Here is an 18,071-nt window from a genome sequence, read left to right on the forward strand (position 1 = left end):
AAGCGCTTCATTTACTGCTGTATTTATGGTTATACACTATATATTCATTTATTTTAAAAGCAAGCTCATCATTGTCGAAAATTGAAAGAATTTCGAATAGGGCAGCAGTTGATATTTCATCAGATTGCTCTTTTGGAACCACAGCATCTATGGCAATTTCCAATTTAACATTCTGGGGTTGGTCCGGGTAAGCTTCTTTGTAAACTTGGAGTGGGTCCATATTGTTGTTTCTGCACCATTGGGCAAATAATAGGATCATCATATCTTCATCCTGGCGGTATTTCTCGATGATGCGTTTTTCAACTTCATTCTTATTCATAATCTGCCTCCTAAAAAGTAATCTTCGTTCATGACGAAGTGTCGGTTAGGGTGATAATATAATGATAACTATTCTAATAGAGGAGGGGAGAGATTGTACAGGATCCTGATAGCCTCATTGGTAATCGTTGGTTTCGCTGTCGTTTTTACTCCTTCCTTAATTGATCGTATCTCAGGTGGCCAGCCAAGTGAAAAAAATGTATACATTAGTGAAAATGGAGATGAGCAGATCTATTCACAAGAGGAGCTTAAAAAGATGCTGACTGATTCACAGTACAAAGTAACTCAAGAAGATGGTACAGAAAAAGCATTCGATAATGAATATTGGGACTTAAATGAAAAAGGAATTTATGTTGATGTTATTTCTGGAGAACCCTTGTTCAGCTCAAATGATAAATACGATCCAGGCACGGGGTGGCCGAGCTTTACTAAGCCCCTGGCAGAAGAAAATATAGTAGAGAAAGAAGATCCCGGCCTATTCGGCTCCAGAATAGAAATAAGAAGCAGTCAAGCTGACTCTCATCTTGGCCACGTTTTTGATGACGGTCCTCAACCTACGGGACTCCGCTACTGCATGAATTCAGCTGCCATGGAATTTATTCCAAAACCTGATTTGGAGAAAGAAGGATATGCGGAGTTTGTAGATGAATTTAAATAGAAGAAAGGCTTGTATATCAGTAGGCATTCGATATTAGATCATTAAACCAGGCGGCGCCTAAGAATTGGTGCAACAAGGTTACATGCTTCAATGGTTCCGAGAGCCTCTTTTGATTATAAGGAACGGAAAAGTGAAGCAGACAGGAGAGGCCGCGGAAGCTCGCAGACCGGGAAGCTTTTCCGCCTGTCCCGCTTCAAAGCGGCGCATTTCCTATTCCTTCAGATTTTAATGGAGGAACCCTGAAATACTATGTCCTGTCTACATACATCCATCCAAGTTTTTCTACAACCGAGGAAGTCCTCTATGAGAAGGAGGGCTTCTTTGTCAGCCTAATATTGTTTTTATTGCTTTTAGACCTATTTTAGAGCCGGGATAACGAAATTTCTGATCAAACTTTGTAGTCTGTTTAGTAATGCTTTTCTCATGAGAAAACGTATCGAAACTGGCTTTTCCGTGATAACTCCCCATTCCACTTTCGCCGACACCGCCAAAAGGAAGATGAGGGTTTAAAATGTGGTAAAGCGTATCATTAATACACCCTCCTCCAAATGAGATAGACTGGGTTACTTTTTGCTGATCTTCTTCTGAACCGCCAAAATAGTAGAGTGCGAGTGGTTTAGGATGTTCATTAATTTCGTTAATGATTCCCTCTAAATCATCATAGGTGAGTATGGGAAGAATAGGACCAAAAATTTCTTCCTGCATTACTTCATCAGACCAGGTTACCTGGTCTATAATGGTGGGTTCAATACGCAGTTGCATAGAATCCACACGTCCACCTGCTAAAATATTTCCTTCGTCAAGGTAGCTTGACAACCGGTCGAAATGACTGCGGTTAACTATTTTTACATAATCTTCGTTTAATAATGATTCTTCGCCGTAAAATTCAAAAATATATTTTTGAAGAGCGTTTAGGAATTTGGGTTTTACTTCGTGATGGACGTATAAATAGTCAGGAGCAATACAAGTTTGGCCGGCATTAGTAAATTTACCCCAGGCGATTCGTTTAGCTGCCAAGTCAATGTTAGCATCCTGGTGTACAATAGCCGGGCTTTTACCGCCGAGTTCAAGAGTTACAGGGATAAGCCTTTTACTAGCCTGTTCCATTATTTTCTTTCCTACTGGCACACTGCCAGTAAAGAAAACATAGTCAATGGGCTGGTCCATCAATTCTTGAGTAACTTCTTTATCACCCTCAATAACCGCTATATAATGGGGAGGAAAATACTGCTCAATCATTCTCTTAATTACCCAGGAAACCGTAGGAGTGAGCTCAGATGGCTTTATAATCACAGTATTTCCACTTGCTACAGCTCCGATTACTGGAGCAACAGCAAGCTGTACCGGGTAGTTCCATGGTGCTATAACAAGTGCTGTTCCATAAGGTTCTTTCATAATATAATTCTTAGAGCCTGCATGAGTTAAAGGGGCTTTAACGCGCACAGGCGCCATCCATTCCTTTAAATGTTTTATGTGGTCGTTTATTTCACTTTTTAAAAAAGCAATCTCCGCAGTGTAAGCCTCATATTCAGACTTTCCTAAATCAAATTTCAAGGCCTGCAGGATTGGTTTTTCAAAGGTGTTTAACATCTTTTTAAGCTTCTGCAGCTGTTCTTTTCTGAACTCGTAACTAGTCGTATGTCCTTCTTTAAACCAGTCTTTTTGCAGTTTTACAATCGGGTGCATAATTCGACCTCCAGGTTATTTAATGTGATGCTGGTAGAAATCAAAAGCAATGGTTGTTTCCTTGAAAATAGCCGCAGCCTCACGTTCTAATTGCTTGATTGATTCCCCTTGATAACGCGAAGAAATGTGAGTTAAGACAAGTTCTTTGGCATTAGCTTCTTTGGCGAGCTGGGCTGCCTGCCTGACAGTTGAATGAAAGTAATCGTGTGCCATTTCTTCTTCCTCACTTGCAAAAGTAGCTTCGTGGACAAGTACGTCTACATTCGCCAGTTTCTCTTTGAGGCCTGGCATATAGCGTGTATCACCCAGTATTGCAACTCGTTTTCCCTTCTTTGGAGGACCTATAACCTCTTTTCTTAAAATTACCTGGCCGTTATCCAGGGTAGTTTTTTCTTGGTCTTTAATTTTTTGATAAACAGGGCCGGGCTCTATTCCTAGTTCAGACAAGCGGGAGGGGAGTAATTCTCCCAGTTTATCTTTTTCTTTAATAATGTAACCGAAGCTTTCAAGACCATGGTTCAGCTTAATAGCCTCCACATGGTATGCGTCATCTTCAAAGAGAAAACCTTCTTCGATTTCCTCAATATAAAGCTGATATTTCAATCGGGTGCCGCTTATCTTTAAACTAGTTTCAACGTAGTCTTTTATGCCGGTTGGTCCGTATAACGTAACAGGAGTTTCCCCGCCTTGAAAGGAACGGCTGCTCAATAACCCTGGTAATCCATATATGTGATCTCCGTGTAAGTGTGTAATAAAAATTTTTTCAATTCTTCTGGGACGTATGCTTGTACTTAATATTTGATGTTGTGTGGCTTCTCCGCAGTCAAACACCCACGTTCTCCCACTTTTCTCAAGCAGCCGGAGTACTAGTGAAGAGACATTGCGTTCTTTTGAAGGCACACCTGATCCTGTACCTAAAAAAAATAGTTCCATATATGTATCCCCCTTTCTAGATATCATACCACCCTGTTAAAATCGATACACTTCATTTCCCTTGTAGGAAGTAGTATTCGTTCTGCTATTAAAAACCGTTAAAATGAACATATAAATATAAATCAGACTTCTTAAAGTCTCTTTTTTTGGAAGCGGGCTCGATATTCTACAGCTTCATGGGGAACATCAGTAAAAATGCCGTCACACTCTATTTTGAAGCATTTTTCCATGTAAGATGGACGGTTGATTGTATATACCCGCAGCGGCATTTCAAGTTTGCGACATTGTTTGATCAGGTTTTTATCCAGTAAGCGATACTTTACATGAAGAGATGAAGAGCCTTGATTCCATGCATACTCCGCAAGGTTTTGTCTTTTCGTTGATGTTAGAAATGCTGTGTCAATCTGAGGGTCTATTTCGTGAATTCTTTTTACACTGTTAAGGTTAAAGCTGGATATAACAGTTCGTTTAAGCATATTATGGCGGCGAAGTGACTCGTAGACAAGACTTTCTATGTCTTTGTATTCAATTACGTTAGTTTTTAGTTCCAGGTTCAACTCCAAAGGTTTGAATTTGAACCAGCATAGAAATTCTTCCAATGTTACAATAGAACAGTCAGAATATTTTGTGGAAAACCAGCTGCCTGCGTCTAATTTCTTGATTTGGTTTAACGTGTAGTCTTGCACAAATCCAGTACCGTTAGTGGTGCGGCGTACATTCTCATCGTGAATGAGAACAGGAATACGATCCTTAGTCAGCTGGACATCAATCTCTATACCATCAGCTCCGGACTCGCTGGCCAGCTGGTAGGCAGCCATGGTATTTTCTGGAGCAAGCTTACTTGCTCCTCTATGAGCATAAATCAAAGTTTTCTTCAATTGCTTCACCTCAGTTAAAGGTTTAATTCGTTTTGATTGTCAGTGATGAATGATAAGAAGTCAATGAAAGGAAGTGTTTTGTTATGGAAAAATGGCAGACAAAAGACCAATTGACAGATTTATTGTGTTCTTTGGTGGAATACCCAAGTATTACGGGTTCTAACGCTGAGATCGCTATATTTGAGTATTTATATTATATTTTAAGCGATCAGGAATATTATCAAAAACATCCTGAACATATAAAGTTACATCCCTTAGAAGATGGCAGGCAATTTGTTTCTGCACTGGTAAAACAAGAGAATGTCAGTGATACAATTGTATTAATATCACATGCAGATGTTGTATCTGTACAGGACTATGGTTCGTGGGAGAATTTAGCGTTCTACCCTAGAGAGTTGACTCAGGAACTGCAAAAAAACATCAATTCCCTGCCGCCGGACGCCGCAAGGGATTTAAAAACGGGTCAGTGGATTTTTGGACGAGGTACGATGGATATGAAAGCCGGCTTAGCTGTCCAGCTGTCCATATTAGAAAAAGCAATGAAAGGGAACTTTAAAGGGAATTTACTATTGATTGCTGTTCCTGATGAAGAGGTAAATTCCGAGGGTATGCTTGCAGCTCTCCCTGTGCTGGATAAACTAAAAGATAAGTTTAATCTAACCTATAAAGCCGCTCTTAATGGAGAACCGATGTTTAGTAAGTATCCAGGAGACCCTGCCTACTATCTTTATACAGGTTCGATTGGTAAGGCTCTTCCGGGTTTTCTTTGCTACGGGAAAGAGACACACGCTGGAGAACCTTTTGGCGGATTAAATGCTAATTTAATGATAAGTTACTTAGCGAAAGAATTAGAGTTAAATGAGGCCTTTATAGAAGAAGTTGATGGAGAGAAGACACCGCCTCCAATCAGCCTGATGCAAAGAGATTTAAAAGAAGAGTACTCTGTTCAAAGTCCTCAGGCCGCAGTTACGATGTACAACGTACTTTATATGAAACAATCCATTGATGAAATTAATAAGAAACTAATTAATGCAGCCGAAAGAGCTAAAAAGAATATTATTGAACATTATCATAAACAAGCTTCTTTCTATTTAAGAAGTGGTCAGAAGTCATCTTTTCAACCTGAAATTACTGTCCTGACGTACGAACAGCTTTACCATGAAGCGGTAGTTCGTTTTGGGCAGGAAGAAGTTCAAAGAAGACAGAATCTGCTGATTAAACAAAGAGATCAGGGGGACAGGGATTTTTCAACTACGCTCGTTCAAGACTTGGCTGCTCTATGTAAAGATATTACCCCGATGATGGTTCTTTTCTACAGTCCGCCTTTCTATCCAGCTGTGACTTCGAATCATGATCCTTTCATTAAAAAGACTTCTGCTTACGCGATGGATTATGCCCGCAATGAATTCGGTGTCGAGCTGCATACTCAGGAGTATTTCACCGGGTTGTCCGATTTAAGTTTTATCGGACCGGTCTCCTCCGACTCTTCCATCCAGCAATTAGTGGATCAAATGCCGATTCAGGGGAGGGGATTTAACTTGCCTTCAAACCTGATAGAATCTGTAACAATGCCGATTATTAATATTGGTCCTTTAGGAAAAGATCCCCATCAGTGGACAGAACGGCTGGAATTAACCTATAGCTTTGAGAAGCTGCCACACATCTTAACTGAAACCATTCATCAAATGTTTCGCTATTAACACCTTAACACCGCCTGCCTCGGCGGTATTTTTTTATGGCCTGGGAAGTTATAAATTTTCTGCAGAGGATAAACTTGCTTTAACCACCGGTATTCAGTTACAGTCTCGGTGTTTTACGTGTCTACCGGGCGCTTGAAGCCTTCATGCTGGCAGATCATAATAGGATATTCTATAAAACCATGCTACAATAAAGGATAAATAATGAATGATCATTCACTTTTTGGGGGTAATAAGCTTGAAAACGATAAAAGATACGATTCATCAATTAACCCTGCCAACACCTTATGCCGTAGGGGATGTGCACTGTTACTTATTAGAAGGGGAGCAGTTGACTTTAATAGATGCTGGGGTGAAAACGGAAGAAGCGTGGGAAGCGATGAAACTCCAGTTGGACCAAATTAACATTACACCTGATCAAATTGAACAGGTAGCTTTAACCCACCATCATCCAGATCACATGGGGCTGGTTCAACACTTTCCAAACATAAAAAAAGTAGCGGGTCACCCTTTTCTCAAACCCTGGTATGAACAAAATGAACAATTTTTTATTGAATACGAGAATTTTTTCCGGCAAATGTATATAGAATCAGGGGTGCCTGAAGATTTCTTTTATATACTTAAAACATTAAAAAAACCGTTGAAATGGACGTCATCCGGGGAACTTCACGAAGAACTGACAGAGGGGAGCTTCCTTTCAGGGCATGAGGAATGGAAGGTTATCGAAACGCCTGGCCATGCACAAAGTCACATTTCTTTTTTCAGAGAGTGCGACGGTGCATTAATTGGAGGCGATCACTTACTTGCCCACATATCATCTAATCCATTGCTTGAGCCGCCTCAAACTGTTCATACAACGAGACCCAGGCCGCTGTTGCAGTATAGAGATTCAATGAAAAAATTATTAAATTATAACATTAAAAAAGTATATCCGGGTCACGGGGAAGTATTCAATGATATAGATTCGTTGATCACGCAAAGACTCAAACATCAAGAATTAAGAGCTGCTAAAGTATTAAAGTTACTCGAAGAGGGAGAAAAGTCAGCTTTTCAAGTATGTGAGAGACTGTTTCCAAAGCATATCCATTCTCAATTTGGTCTGACTATGTCAGAAACTATAGGTCAACTGGATTATTTAGAAGAAAAAGGGCATATTTCAAATAATTTCTTAGGTGAACGAAAATATTATTATGTAAACAGGTGATTGTGTGAATGATTTAGTAAAAAACAAAAAAGTATTAATAACAGGAGCGTCAAACGGTATTGGTTTATATTTAGCTATTCATGCGGCCAGGCAGGGAGCCGAACCAATTATAGTGTCACGTTCCAAAAACAAACTTAGAGTGATCAAAGAAAAGATTGAGCAATATTTTGACACTCCCGTTCATTGTTACCAGGCAGATCTGTCTAATGATTCATCTTGGAAGGAGGCATTAAACCTCATATACGAGAGGCATGGGGAAGTTGACGCCCTAATTAACAATGCTGGAATGGGCAGGTTTCAAAACTTTGTTGATTCTGACTGGGAAGATATTGATCAGATGATTAACATTAACGTTAAAGCTGTATTTCGAACGATTTATGAATGTCTTCCGTATTTTATCCATCAAAAAAGAGGACATATTATAAACATAGGCTCGCAGGCTGGGAAGATGGCTACTCCTAAATCCGCTGTTTACTCAGCAACCAAACATGCCGTATTAGGATTTTCTAATGCTCTGCGTATGGAAGTTGAGAATAGCGGCGTTTATGTCACGACCGTTAATCTGGGGCCTGTTAAGACCAATTTTTTTAAAACGGCTGATCCTTCCGGCAACTATCAAAAATCTGTAGATAAGATCATGCTTGATCCTAACACTGTTGCACTAGAGATTATAAATCATTTATTTTACCGGAGGCGTGAAATAAATCTACCGTCATGGATGAACGCAGGGAGCTGGTGCTATCAGTTATCTCCTGGGTTAATGGAAGCTTTATTAAAATCCCAGTTTCACAAAAAGTAGTAAAACTTTTGATTCAGATTACTTTGTTTTATAAGATAAGCAGAGAGGTGATCATATGAAATTGGAAATTACTGAAGCGGCCTGGGAACAATTAGAACCGATAATGGATGAAGGACATCAAATATTAAGGCTTTATTATGATACAGAGGGTCTGGGCTGCGGAGTGAACGGCCAGCCTACTATACGACTTGTTAATCATATAAATGAAACAGATCAGAAAGTAGAAAATGAAGAGCTTCCTGTGATCATTGACCATCAGCAGAAGGTCTTCTTTAGGAAAGAGATGAAGCTGGATCTAATTAAAGGAACGTTTAGGCTTTCAAGTCCTGAAGGTATCTTAAATCCAATCATTCCTACAGGGACTGTGAAAAATGAGGTGCCGTTATGAGACCAAAACGGGAAGGGAATCAGCTATCCGATCAATTAAATCAAGACCTGTTAAAACAGCTGAAAGAAAAGAAGATTAGTTTAAAAGAGCGGGAACGAGATAAAGAAGAACAAGAGCGCCAAAAACGAATAAAGCAAATGAAGGATCGAGAAGCAAATAAAAGTTTCGAAGAGCTGTTAAATGAAAGTGAATTAGACTGGGAAAAATTCAAAAAATAAAGCTGACGAAGATTCTTCTCGTCAGCTTTATTTTTTTTCTTTCGACTCTTTGAAGAAAATGTTTCTGAATCAGCGGTGATTTTTATAGGTCAACGGCTTAGTCATCGCTTGAATTTCGCCAAACATTTGTTCAGTTAAGGGCGCAGCTTCAAGGTAGCTTAAATTATTTTCAAGCTGTTCTATAGAGCTTGCTCCGAACACTGCAGCCGCTACAGTTTTGTTGTGAAGAATATATTGCAGAGCCAGTGCCTCAAGAGTCCTTTCACTGCTTTCGTAGTCTTTCCATTTATCGATTAAGGCTTTTAATTCCTCATAGCTATAGTCGAGGAAGCCGTCCTGCCCTTTCTCCTTAACCTTCTCTTGAGCTTTGGTTGACAGCATTCCTTTCGCTAAGGGGCCACGTGCTAATACACTTATATTGTTATCGTCCAGCAGCTCTAGTATTGCCTCTTCAGGGCGTCGGTCTAAGACGTTAAACTGCATCATTACACTGACTATGTCAGATTTTTTAACGTATTCTTTAATTACATTCGGTCGAATTGATGAAATACCGTACTCTCTTATAATGCCCTCCTTCTTAAGTTCGTCAAATGCTTCAATGGTTTCGTCGACAGGGTCGTCAATCGTACCTCCATGTAGCTGATAGAGATCGATGTAATCGATGCCTAAACGCTGCAAACTGTCTTTAACAGCACTCTTTATATGCGATTTCGAAGGATCCCATGTCCAGCCTTCCTGACCCGGCGTGAAATTATTCCCCGCTTTCGTACCAATAATGATATCATTGCGTCGTCCTTTTATTGCTTCTCCCACAGTTCTTTCGTTTTCCCCAAAGTCATAGAGGTCAGCGGTATCTAAATAATTTATTCCAGCATTTATGGCCAGGTCAATTATGGATTTAGCTTTTTCTGCATCTTTTCCAAGGGACATACAGCCAAGGCTCAATTCTGACACATAAAGGTCACTATTACCCAATTGTCTTTTATACATGTAATCTTCCTTTCCTGAAATAATCTCCATTCTATTAATGTCTCTCTCTATGATAAACTATCGATAGGTAAAAAGAGAGGATGAAACCTTATGCGAAAATTTGAAGAAGTAACGACAGAAACAAGAGAAATATTTAAAGGGAAAATTATTCATTTGAATGTAGACACTGTTACTTTACCCGACGGTAATACATCTAAACGAGAGATCATCAAGCATCCTGGTGCTGTAGCCGTTATTGCCCAAAAGGAAGACGGGAAAATTATATTTGTAGAACAGTATCGTAAAGCATTAGAAAAAAGTCTGGTGGAAATACCTGCTGGGAAATTAGAAGCCGGAGAAGATCCAATCGTGACGGCTAAAAGGGAGCTGGAGGAAGAAACAGGGTATACAACAAACCAATTAGAGTTAATTAACTCATTTTATACATCCCCCGGTTTTGCAGATGAACTTGTAAATGTATATTTCACAAGCCAGTTGATTCCATTAGAAGAAAAAGTTGCGGGTGATGATGATGAATTTGTTGAGTTACTGGAGCTGACGCTTGGAGAAGCAGAGAAGTTAGAAAAAGAACAGCGAATCCACGATGCCAAGACTTCGTACGCTCTGCTCTATTTAAAATTAAGAGGATTAAAATAATTTCCTCTTAATTTGGTCTACTTATCCGCCTTCTCTCATAGAGTATTTATAGATCGTTGATGAGAGGGTGAGAGTAGATGCAGCGTGGAGTACGAATGGTGAAAAGTGATATTAACAACCATATAAGCATCTTCGTTTTTATATTTGTATTATTTATTATGGGGATGATTTTTGGGGCCATTATCGTGAACAGCATGAACTTTGTTCAAAAAGAAGATCTGTTTTTTTATTTAAAACAATTTTTTGAACAAATGGTTGATCGAAGCAGTCCGGATCGGACAGGATTATTAAGAGACAGCATTCTATATCATGTGAAATACATGCTGCTTCTTTTCTTATTAGGGATATCAATTGTAGGAATGCCGATTATTACTGTTTTATTATTTATTAAAGGACTAGTTGTCGGCTTTTCTGTTGGATTTCTCGTAAATCAAATGGGTTGGTACGGGCTGCTGTTGTCCTCAGCATCTATAGCTCCGCAGAATATAGTAATTATTCCTGTCTACTTATTTGCCGGTGCACTAGCACTGCTTTTCTCATTAACTTTGTGTAAACAGTTATTTATTAAAAGGGTACATCAGCCTATTTTACAAGCATTTGCAAAGTACAGCCTGCTCTTTGGAGCGCTGCTTCTAATACTCATCTCCGCTTCATTAATAGAAGTATTTATAGCTCATCCGCTGCTGGAAGTTGCTGTGAAATGGATTTATAAATAATGAGTTTTTAGTAATAATGATTATCATTAACACTTTATAATTATTTTAATTTGACACTCGTTCCTTCTCTGCTTATAATGAAAATGGAATTACGAGGGAGGGACGAAGATGGAACATCGATTAGAGCGTATAAAAAAACAATTGCATTCTCAGAGTTATAAGTTGACTCCCCAGCGAGAAGCCACTGTTAGAGTTCTTTTGGAAAATGAGGCTGACCATTTAAGTGCAGAAGATGTATACCTCCTCGTAAAAGAGAAAGCACCTGAAATTGGCTTAGCTACGGTTTACCGTACATTAGAACTATTATCAGAGCTGAAAGTTGTCGATAAAATCAACTTCGGAGATGGTGTTTCCCGTTACGATTTACGTAAAGAAGGAGCGGAACATTTTCACCATCATCTTGTATGTACAGAATGCGGATCTGTAGAAGAAATCGAAGAGGATCTTTTAGGCGAAGTAGAGAAGTTAGTTGAGAAGCAGTGGGGTTTTGAAGTAAAAGATCATCGTTTAACATTTCATGGGATTTGCAAAGTGTGCCAGAAAGCAGCAGTGGCAGATGGAAGAAAATAATTCTGTTATGAGTCTAAACCGTTATGAATCTAGTATTCGTAACGGTTTTGTTAGTTAATAGGTTTCTATTTACAAATGAAAGAAAATCGTGTACGTTAATTTTAGAAATGAAAATTATATGTATACTAGCTTGTTTTTTTGACATATCCTTTATAAACAGAATTTTTATGGAGGCTCCTATGTCTAATAATAAGCAGATTCAAGAAATTATAAGAGTACTCATTATCTTCACAATATGTACAAGCTTGTTTTATGTAGCGCTGCGTGTTATTCATGATCAGCACGAAAGAAGTCATAGATATGACCCTCCCGAAGGCAGGGCAGTTAAGGTGATGAATCCGATAGGGTCAGATTGGACCAATCGCTTATCGATTTTCTTTCAATTAGGAGAGTAGACAGAATGAAATTTGCCCTTGAAGATTTTTTTCATTACTTAACCGTAGAACGGGGTTTGTCCCAAAATACGATTCATTCTTATAAAAGAGATCTAAATCAATACTTTCTATTTTTACAGGAAATTAATGTGGAGAACTGGGATGAAGTTTCTCGTACACAGATTATGAAATATCTTTACAAATTAAATGACAAAGGACGTTCATCGGCTACAATTGCACGTTTTTTATCTTCTATTCGTTTGTTTCATCAATTCTTGGTAAGAGAGAAGTTAAGTAATCAGGACCCCAGTTTACATATCGAAACACCGAAGAAAGAACGTAAACTTCCTAAAGTTTTATCTTCGGATGATGTGGATAAACTGCTGAATTTATCCGCAAAGGATCCATTAACCTATAGAAATAAAGCAATGCTTGAAATTCTATATGCTACAGGACTGCGCGTCACAGAATTGATTACTCTTAAAGTCAGTGATCTTCATTTAACAATGGGGTTTGTAAGGTGTATGGGAAAGGGCTCCAAAGAAAGGATTATACCTTTAGGCGATCTTGCTAAAGATGCACTGAAAGAGTATTTGAACGGTCCAAGAGATCAGTTGGTCAAGCATAAACAGACAGAAGAATTGTTTGTAAACCAGCACGGCTCCAGGTTGTCCCGTCAAGGTTTCTGGAAGATATTGAAAGCGGTTGCCAGGCAGGCTGGAGTGGCTAAGGAAATAACACCACACACATTAAGACATTCCTTTGCTACACATTTATTGGAGAATGGCGCTGATTTAAGGGCTGTTCAAGAAATGCTTGGTCACGCAGATATTTCTACTACACAAATATATACACATGTTACAAAAACTCGATTAAAAGATGTCTACCGCTCGTATCATCCAAGGGCGTAGTTTCTTTTTAATTTAAGTTGTCTGACATCCTACAACTGAGGTTTTTAGACTATATTTTATAAGCTTTGGGAAAGTAAACATTAGGAGGTATCGTTATGCAAACATTTAAGCGAGTATTTTTAATTGTAATGGACTCGGTAGGAATTGGAGAAGCTCCAGACGCTGAGAAGTTTAATGATAAGGGTTCAAATACTCTGGGACATATAGCTGAACATATGAATGGGTTAAATATGCCCAACATGGCGATGTTAGGTCTTGGGAATATCAGGCCTGTTAAAGGAATTGGTCCAGCTGCGACTGCCGGCGCTCATTATACGACTATGATTGAGGCGTCGAATGGAAAAGATACGATGACAGGTCATTGGGAGATTATGGGTTTGAATATTCAACAGCCATTCCGAACATTCCCTGATGGTTTTCCAAAAGAGCTGCTCGATCAAATTCAAGAGAAAACTGGACGCAGTATTGTCGGGAACAAGCCGGCTTCAGGTACAGAAATTCTCGTGGAGCTGGGTGAACATCATGTACAAACTGGAGACTTGATCGTTTATACTTCGGCAGATTCTGTTCTGCAGATTGCAGCTCATGAAGATGTGATTCCTCCTCAAGAACTCTATGAGATTTGTGAGTATGCAAGAGAGCTTACATTAGATGAAAAATACATGGTGGGCAGAGTAATCGCCCGACCGTTTATCGGAGAAGCCGGTGCTTTTGAACGAACATCGAACCGTCATGATTACGCTCTTAAACCCTTCGGTGAAACTGTGATGAATCATTTGGAGGACGCGGGGCTTGATGTCATTGCTCTTGGTAAGATTTCGGACATTTATGATGGGGAAGGAGTAACTGAAGCAATACGGACAACTGACAATATGGATGGGATGGATCAGCTGGCTGCTTCAATGGATAAGCCGTTTAATGGCTTAAACTTTCTAAATCTTGTTGATTTTGATGCGAAATTCGGGCACCGAAGAGACCCTCAAGGTTATGGTGAGGCTTTGGAAGCATTTGACCGGCGGCTGCCCGAAGTATTGGATAAGTTAAATGATGACGACTTGCTCATTATTACTGCCGATCATGGCAACGATCCTATCCATCATGGTACAGATCATACAAGAGAATTAGTTCCTCTGCTTGTCTATCATAATCAGATTAAACAAGGCAGAGAGCTGGAACAGCGTCTGACTTTTGCCGATATTGGAGCAACCATCTCAGACAACTTTTCTGCAAAAATGCCTGACCACGGCACAAGCTTTTTAAAAGACATAAAATAGGGAGAGATTAATATGACATTGCAAAGTAAAGAAGCCGCTACATTCATTCAAGAGAAATTAAACATTGAACCGACGGTAGGGTTAATTTTAGGTTCTGGACTCGGCGTCCTGGCAGAGGAAATTGAAAACCCTGTAATAATTCCATATCAGGAGATTCCTCACTTCCCTGAATCTACAGTATCCGGGCATAAAGGGCAGCTCGTTGCTGGACAGCTTCAGGGTAGGCAGGTACTGGCTATGCAGGGACGTTTTCACTACTATGAAGGCTACGATATGAAGCAGGTGACATTCCCTGTTCGTGTCATGAAAGAAATCGGAATTGAAACGTTATTTGTTACAAATGCAGCAGGAGGTATTAATAAGGAATTTGAACCTGGCAATTTAATGGTCATTACCGATCACATTAACAACATGGGGGATAATCCATTGATGGGTTCAAATGATGAAGAACTAGGGCCGCGCTTTCCTGATATGTCGGAGGCTTATGACAGAGCGTTGATTCAGCATGCTGAACAAAGTGCTGACCGGCTTGGAATGCAGGTTAAAAAAGGTGTTTATGTAGGAAACACTGGTCCTGCATATGAAACAGGTGCGGAGATTAGAATGCTTCGAATTTTAGGCGGAGATGCTGTGGGAATGTCTACAGTACCTGAAGTTACTGCTGCAAATCACGCCGGAATCCGTGTACTGGGCATTTCTTGTATATCTAATATGGCGGCAGGTATATTAGATCAGCCGCTCACCCACGATGAGGTCATTGAAACAACAGCACGAGTAAGAGAAGACTTTCTAGGCTTTGTTAAAGACCTGCTTAAAACTTTACCGGCATAACTAAAGGGGGAATTCAAATGAGAATGGTAGACGTGATTGTAAAAAAAAGAGACGGCGGCGAACTTACAAAGAAAGAGATTGAGTTTTTCGTTGAGGGGTATACAAAAGGTGATATTCCTGATTATCAAGCTTCTGCGTTAACTATGGCGATTTATTTTAAAGGGATGACTCAGGAAGAAACAGCCAACCTGACGCAGGCTATGGTGAGCTCTGGAGAGACAATCGACTTATCAGCTATTCATGGTCATATCGTAGATAAACATTCTACTGGGGGAGTAGGAGATAAAGTGACGTTTATCGTCGGTCCACTAGTAGCTTCCGCCGGTGTTCCCGTTGCCAAAATGTCTGGAAGAGGCTTAGGCCACACGGGGGGAACCCTGGATAAGCTAGAGGCGGTAGAAGGTTTAAAAATAGAAATGACAAAAGATGAATTTATTAAGAATGTCAATAAGCATAAGTTAGCTGTTGCCGGGCAGACGGGTAATTTAGCTCCGGCGGACAAAAAACTGTATGCTTTGCGGGATGTTACGGGGACAGTGAATTCACTACCTTTAATTGCCGGTTCGATTATGAGTAAGAAGCTGGCTTCCGGTGCAGACAGCATTGTACTGGACGTGAAAACGGGAAGTGGAGCTTTTATGAAAACGTTAGAAGATTCAGAAGCTCTGGCTCGTGAGATGGTCAATATCGGTAATAACCTTGGACGAAATACTGTTGCAGTTATAAGTGATATGAATCAGCCGCTTGGTTTTGAAGTAGGAAACGCAAATGAGATAAGAGAAGCTGCTGAAATCCTGCAAGGTAAAAAAGTAATGGATCTGCGTGAACTCTCATTAGAGATCGCTTCACATATGACTGTTTTAGCTGAGGCATTTACCAGCTATGAAGAAGCGTATGAATCTTTAGAGAAAAACATTGATAATGGAAAGGCGTTTGAAGCCTTCCGTACTTTTATTGAAGCTCAGCATGGCAGCACTGAAATGATTGATGATTTAAGTTTGTTGCCTAAAGCTTCTTATGATATCGAAGTCAAAGCAGAAAAAGATGGGTATATAAAAGCAATTGACGCAGAATCGATAGGAGTGGCCGCTATGTACCTTGGAGCAGGCAGAGCGACGAAAGATGATGTGATTAACCACGGAGTAGGCATCACGCTGAACAAAAAAATCGGTGATCAAGTCAAAGAGGGAGAGCAGCTGGTTATTCTGCACAGTGATTACAAAGAAGCAGAAGATTCAGTGCAGAAAGTTAAAGAAGCCTATCAAATTACGGATGAAATAGTGAAAGCTCCAACCCTTGTTCATAAAGTAATTAAATAAACTGTAAACAAACTTTATAACGACTGTATGAAATCGAGTATGAAATCGCAAAGATTTTTACTCGATTTTTTTGTCTGTAAGTTGATTCGACTGTTATACCTTTTTAAAGTGAGATAATAATTATTCCCCCGCTCTAAGAAAATGCAGAAAATCCCACATTCGCTTCCTCTTTAAGACGGAACTGATGACTGTTCCGTTCTCAAATAGCAAGGCTGTAGAGTTAGTTACATAAAGTAAAATTTATGAACTTTTTTGTGCCATTCCTGGGCTTATGAACTCTTCCAAAAGTTATTTAGTTTGTGATTTTAGAAAATGCCGCAAAAACAAAACCACTTACTTGAAAGGGTATCCAATTAGTTCTGAAACTTTAAAGTATAGAACCTGTACTTAAGGGGAAAATAGGAGCACTTAAAGTTGCAGGAGGTATCATTATGCATAGGTTTATATGCCTACTATTAACCCTTAGTATTTCAGCATCTCTGTTTTACCCGACATATACGAAAGCAGAAGATCATAACAATTCCATTGCAGATAGTGCTCCATCAGCTATATTAATGGAAAAAAACAGTGGAATGACTTTGTTTAAAAAAGAGGCTGATAAGAAGCTCCCTCCAGCCAGTATGACAAAAGTTATGACTTTACTGCTCATTATGGAAGAACTTAAGAAAGGCAGCCTGACCCTGGATGAAACCGTCAGGGTAAGTGAGCATGCTGCATCAATGGGCGGATCTCAAATTTTTCTTGAAGCAGGAGAGGAAATGTCAGTTGATGATTTATTAAAGGGAGTCGCCGTAGCCTCAGGGAATGATGCTAGTGTAGCTTTGGCAGAGAGAATATCAGGAAGTGAAGAAGAGTTCGTCAAATTGATGAATAATAAAGCCAAGCAATTAGGGTTAAAAAATACCCATTTTGAAAACCCGACAGGACTGCCGGCAGACAATCATTACAGCACTGCCCACGATATGGCTGTTATGGCAAGAGAATTACTATTGCATGAAGATATTACAAAATATACAACGATTTACGAGGATTATTTAAGAAAAGGGAAAGACAATGAATTCTGGCTAGTGAACACAAACAAACTCATTAAATCGTATCCGGGGATGGATGGATTAAAGACGGGATTTACAGAAAAGGCGAAATACTGTCTGACAGCCACTGCTAAAAAAGGTGATTTACACATGATCGCTGTGGTCATGGGGGCTGAGAAACCAAAAGAGCGGAACGAAGCTGTCACCAGTTTACTGGATTTTGGTTTTGGACAATATGAAGGTCAGCTGCTGCATTCAAAAGACGATGTCATTGATGATATGAGTAATCCTAGAGGAACGCCTCACGTGCTTCCGCTGAAACCTGAGAAGGACGTAGTCGTTCTGAAACGAAAGAACGAACCTAAAGCTAAGTATACAACGGCTGTGACATTAAACGATGCAGTTGATCTCCCCATTAGGAAAGGTGATCACCTTGGATGGCTGACCGTTAACAACGGTAAGGAAGAAGTATCTAAAGTAAGACTTGAAGCCTCTGAACCTATGGAGAAAGCCAGTCTTCTTGAATTGTGGGAACGTTCATTTAGAAATTTAGCCGGATTTGAGAAGTTTTAGCGATTCGCCACTAATTTTGTTTTCAGGCAGGAAAGTAAGCCATTTTATTCGAAAAGACTAAGTGACT

20 protein-coding genes are annotated in these 18,071 nt (G+C 39.7%); 15 read left to right on the forward strand and 5 right to left on the reverse strand.

Annotated elements, in window-relative coordinates; genetic code table 11:
• Positions 1-7 precede the first annotated feature (7 nt).
• A complete protein-coding gene (locus tag LF822_RS02315) occupies positions 8-319 on the reverse strand; it encodes a hypothetical protein (RefSeq protein WP_253922344.1) in 312 nt (103 codons plus the stop codon).
• 93 nt (positions 320-412) lie between these two features.
• On the opposite strand from LF822_RS02315, the gene msrB reads away from it, so the two are divergent.
• Entirely contained in the window at positions 413-976 is a 564-nt protein-coding gene (gene msrB / locus LF822_RS02320; RefSeq protein ID WP_253922345.1) for a peptide-methionine (R)-S-oxide reductase MsrB, read from the forward strand.
• A gap of 324 nt (positions 977-1,300) precedes the next feature.
• On the opposite strand, the gene LF822_RS02325 is transcribed toward msrB, so the two are convergent.
• The 3 genes from LF822_RS02325 to LF822_RS02335 form a co-directional block, all read right to left on the reverse strand.
• The gene (locus LF822_RS02325) at positions 1,301-2,662 is read right to left on the reverse strand and encodes an aldehyde dehydrogenase (protein ID WP_253922346.1); all 1,362 of its coding nucleotides are present in this window, start codon (positions 2,660-2,662) and stop codon (positions 1,301-1,303) included.
• Positions 2,663-2,677: 15 nt separating this feature from the next.
• The gene (gene rnz / locus LF822_RS02330; RefSeq protein ID WP_253922347.1) at positions 2,678-3,595 is read right to left on the reverse strand and encodes a ribonuclease Z; all 918 of its coding nucleotides are present in this window, start codon (positions 3,593-3,595) and stop codon (positions 2,678-2,680) included.
• Between the two features lie 131 nt (positions 3,596-3,726).
• Entirely contained in the window at positions 3,727-4,473 is a 747-nt protein-coding gene (locus LF822_RS02335; protein ID WP_253922348.1) for a glycerophosphodiester phosphodiesterase, read from the reverse strand.
• An 83-nt stretch (positions 4,474-4,556) separates the two neighbouring features.
• Here LF822_RS02335 and LF822_RS02340 point away from each other — a divergent pair, with 83 nt between their 5' ends.
• From LF822_RS02340 to LF822_RS02360, 5 genes are all read left to right on the forward strand, one after another.
• On the forward strand, positions 4,557-6,173 hold the full coding sequence (locus LF822_RS02340; RefSeq protein ID WP_253922349.1) for a M20/M25/M40 family metallo-hydrolase: 1,617 nt from the start codon (positions 4,557-4,559) through the stop codon (positions 6,171-6,173).
• A 235-nt stretch (positions 6,174-6,408) separates the two neighbouring features.
• Complete coding sequence (locus LF822_RS02345) at positions 6,409-7,374, forward strand: MBL fold metallo-hydrolase (RefSeq protein WP_253922350.1); 966 nt, start codon at positions 6,409-6,411, stop codon at positions 7,372-7,374.
• A gap of 4 nt (positions 7,375-7,378) precedes the next feature.
• Entirely contained in the window at positions 7,379-8,173 is a 795-nt protein-coding gene (locus tag LF822_RS02350) for an SDR family NAD(P)-dependent oxidoreductase (protein ID WP_253922351.1), read from the forward strand.
• 55 nt (positions 8,174-8,228) lie between these two features.
• Positions 8,229-8,561: an iron-sulfur cluster biosynthesis family protein gene (locus LF822_RS02355; RefSeq protein WP_253922352.1), complete on the forward strand. Its 333-nt coding sequence runs from the start codon at positions 8,229-8,231 to the stop codon at positions 8,559-8,561.
• A complete protein-coding gene (locus LF822_RS02360; RefSeq protein WP_253922353.1) occupies positions 8,558-8,779 on the forward strand; it encodes a YqkE family protein in 222 nt (73 codons plus the stop codon). The genes LF822_RS02355 and LF822_RS02360 overlap by 4 nt, the downstream gene beginning before the upstream one ends.
• A gap of 69 nt (positions 8,780-8,848) precedes the next feature.
• Here the strand turns inward: LF822_RS02360 and LF822_RS02365 are convergent, their stop codons facing one another.
• On the reverse strand, positions 8,849-9,769 hold the full coding sequence (locus LF822_RS02365) for an aldo/keto reductase (RefSeq protein ID WP_253923439.1): 921 nt from the start codon (positions 9,767-9,769) through the stop codon (positions 8,849-8,851).
• A 90-nt stretch (positions 9,770-9,859) separates the two neighbouring features.
• Here LF822_RS02365 and LF822_RS02370 point away from each other — a divergent pair, with 90 nt between their 5' ends.
• From LF822_RS02370 to LF822_RS02410, 9 genes are all read left to right on the forward strand, one after another.
• Entirely contained in the window at positions 9,860-10,405 is a 546-nt protein-coding gene (locus LF822_RS02370) for an NUDIX domain-containing protein (protein ID WP_253922354.1), read from the forward strand.
• 77 nt (positions 10,406-10,482) lie between these two features.
• The gene (gene spoIIM, locus LF822_RS02375) at positions 10,483-11,121 is read left to right on the forward strand and encodes a stage II sporulation protein M (protein ID WP_253922355.1); all 639 of its coding nucleotides are present in this window, start codon (positions 10,483-10,485) and stop codon (positions 11,119-11,121) included.
• Between the two features lie 108 nt (positions 11,122-11,229).
• Entirely contained in the window at positions 11,230-11,691 is a 462-nt protein-coding gene (fur, locus tag LF822_RS02380) for a ferric iron uptake transcriptional regulator (RefSeq protein ID WP_253922356.1), read from the forward strand.
• Positions 11,692-11,870: 179 nt separating this feature from the next.
• The gene (locus tag LF822_RS02385; protein WP_253922357.1) at positions 11,871-12,086 is read left to right on the forward strand and encodes a DUF4227 family protein; all 216 of its coding nucleotides are present in this window, start codon (positions 11,871-11,873) and stop codon (positions 12,084-12,086) included.
• Positions 12,087-12,091: 5 nt separating this feature from the next.
• Positions 12,092-12,976, forward strand: coding sequence for a site-specific tyrosine recombinase XerD (xerD, locus tag LF822_RS02390; RefSeq protein WP_253922358.1), 885 nt, complete (start codon positions 12,092-12,094; stop codon positions 12,974-12,976).
• Positions 12,977-13,071: 95 nt separating this feature from the next.
• On the forward strand, positions 13,072-14,250 hold the full coding sequence (gene deoB / locus LF822_RS02395) for a phosphopentomutase (RefSeq protein WP_253922359.1): 1,179 nt from the start codon (positions 13,072-13,074) through the stop codon (positions 14,248-14,250).
• A 12-nt stretch (positions 14,251-14,262) separates the two neighbouring features.
• A complete protein-coding gene (locus LF822_RS02400; RefSeq protein WP_253922360.1) occupies positions 14,263-15,081 on the forward strand; it encodes a purine-nucleoside phosphorylase in 819 nt (272 codons plus the stop codon).
• Positions 15,082-15,098: 17 nt separating this feature from the next.
• Positions 15,099-16,400: a pyrimidine-nucleoside phosphorylase gene (locus LF822_RS02405; protein WP_253922361.1), complete on the forward strand. Its 1,302-nt coding sequence runs from the start codon at positions 15,099-15,101 to the stop codon at positions 16,398-16,400.
• Positions 16,401-16,831: 431 nt separating this feature from the next.
• Positions 16,832-18,004: a D-alanyl-D-alanine carboxypeptidase family protein gene (locus LF822_RS02410; protein ID WP_253922362.1), complete on the forward strand. Its 1,173-nt coding sequence runs from the start codon at positions 16,832-16,834 to the stop codon at positions 18,002-18,004.
• Positions 18,005-18,071: the final 67 nt, after the last annotated feature.

The sequence above is a fragment of the Halobacillus sp. A5 genome (assembly GCF_024189315.1).
GTDB lineage: Bacteria > Bacillota > Bacilli > Bacillales > Halobacillaceae > Halobacillus_A.

Excerpts from the sequence above, each read along its gene's own strand:
- LF822_RS02405 (WP_253922361.1), top strand. The coding sequence starts at position 15,099 with ATGAGAATGGTAGACGTGATTGTAAAAAAAAGAGACGGCGGCGAACTT.
- LF822_RS02340 (WP_253922349.1), top strand. The coding sequence starts at position 4,557 with ATGGAAAAATGGCAGACAAAAGACCAATTGACAGATTTATTGTGTTCT.
- LF822_RS02385 (WP_253922357.1), top strand. The coding sequence starts at position 11,871 with ATGTCTAATAATAAGCAGATTCAAGAAATTATAAGAGTACTCATTATC.
- LF822_RS02325 (WP_253922346.1), bottom strand. The coding sequence starts at position 2,662 with ATGCACCCGATTGTAAAACTGCAAAAAGACTGGTTTAAAGAAGGACAT.
- spoIIM (WP_253922355.1), top strand. The coding sequence starts at position 10,483 with ATGCAGCGTGGAGTACGAATGGTGAAAAGTGATATTAACAACCATATA.
- LF822_RS02370 (WP_253922354.1), top strand. The coding sequence starts at position 9,860 with ATGCGAAAATTTGAAGAAGTAACGACAGAAACAAGAGAAATATTTAAA.
- fur (WP_253922356.1), top strand. The coding sequence starts at position 11,230 with ATGGAACATCGATTAGAGCGTATAAAAAAACAATTGCATTCTCAGAGT.
- LF822_RS02365 (WP_253923439.1), bottom strand. The coding sequence starts at position 9,769 with ATGTATAAAAGACAATTGGGTAATAGTGACCTTTATGTGTCAGAATTG.
- rnz (WP_253922347.1), bottom strand. The coding sequence starts at position 3,595 with ATGGAACTATTTTTTTTAGGTACAGGATCAGGTGTGCCTTCAAAAGAA.
- LF822_RS02360 (WP_253922353.1), top strand. The coding sequence starts at position 8,558 with ATGAGACCAAAACGGGAAGGGAATCAGCTATCCGATCAATTAAATCAA.
- LF822_RS02400 (WP_253922360.1), top strand. The coding sequence starts at position 14,263 with ATGACATTGCAAAGTAAAGAAGCCGCTACATTCATTCAAGAGAAATTA.
- LF822_RS02315 (WP_253922344.1), bottom strand. The coding sequence starts at position 319 with ATGAATAAGAATGAAGTTGAAAAACGCATCATCGAGAAATACCGCCAG.
- LF822_RS02410 (WP_253922362.1), top strand. The coding sequence starts at position 16,832 with ATGCATAGGTTTATATGCCTACTATTAACCCTTAGTATTTCAGCATCT.
- LF822_RS02355 (WP_253922352.1), top strand. The coding sequence starts at position 8,229 with ATGAAATTGGAAATTACTGAAGCGGCCTGGGAACAATTAGAACCGATA.
- xerD (WP_253922358.1), top strand. The coding sequence starts at position 12,092 with ATGAAATTTGCCCTTGAAGATTTTTTTCATTACTTAACCGTAGAACGG.
- deoB (WP_253922359.1), top strand. The coding sequence starts at position 13,072 with ATGCAAACATTTAAGCGAGTATTTTTAATTGTAATGGACTCGGTAGGA.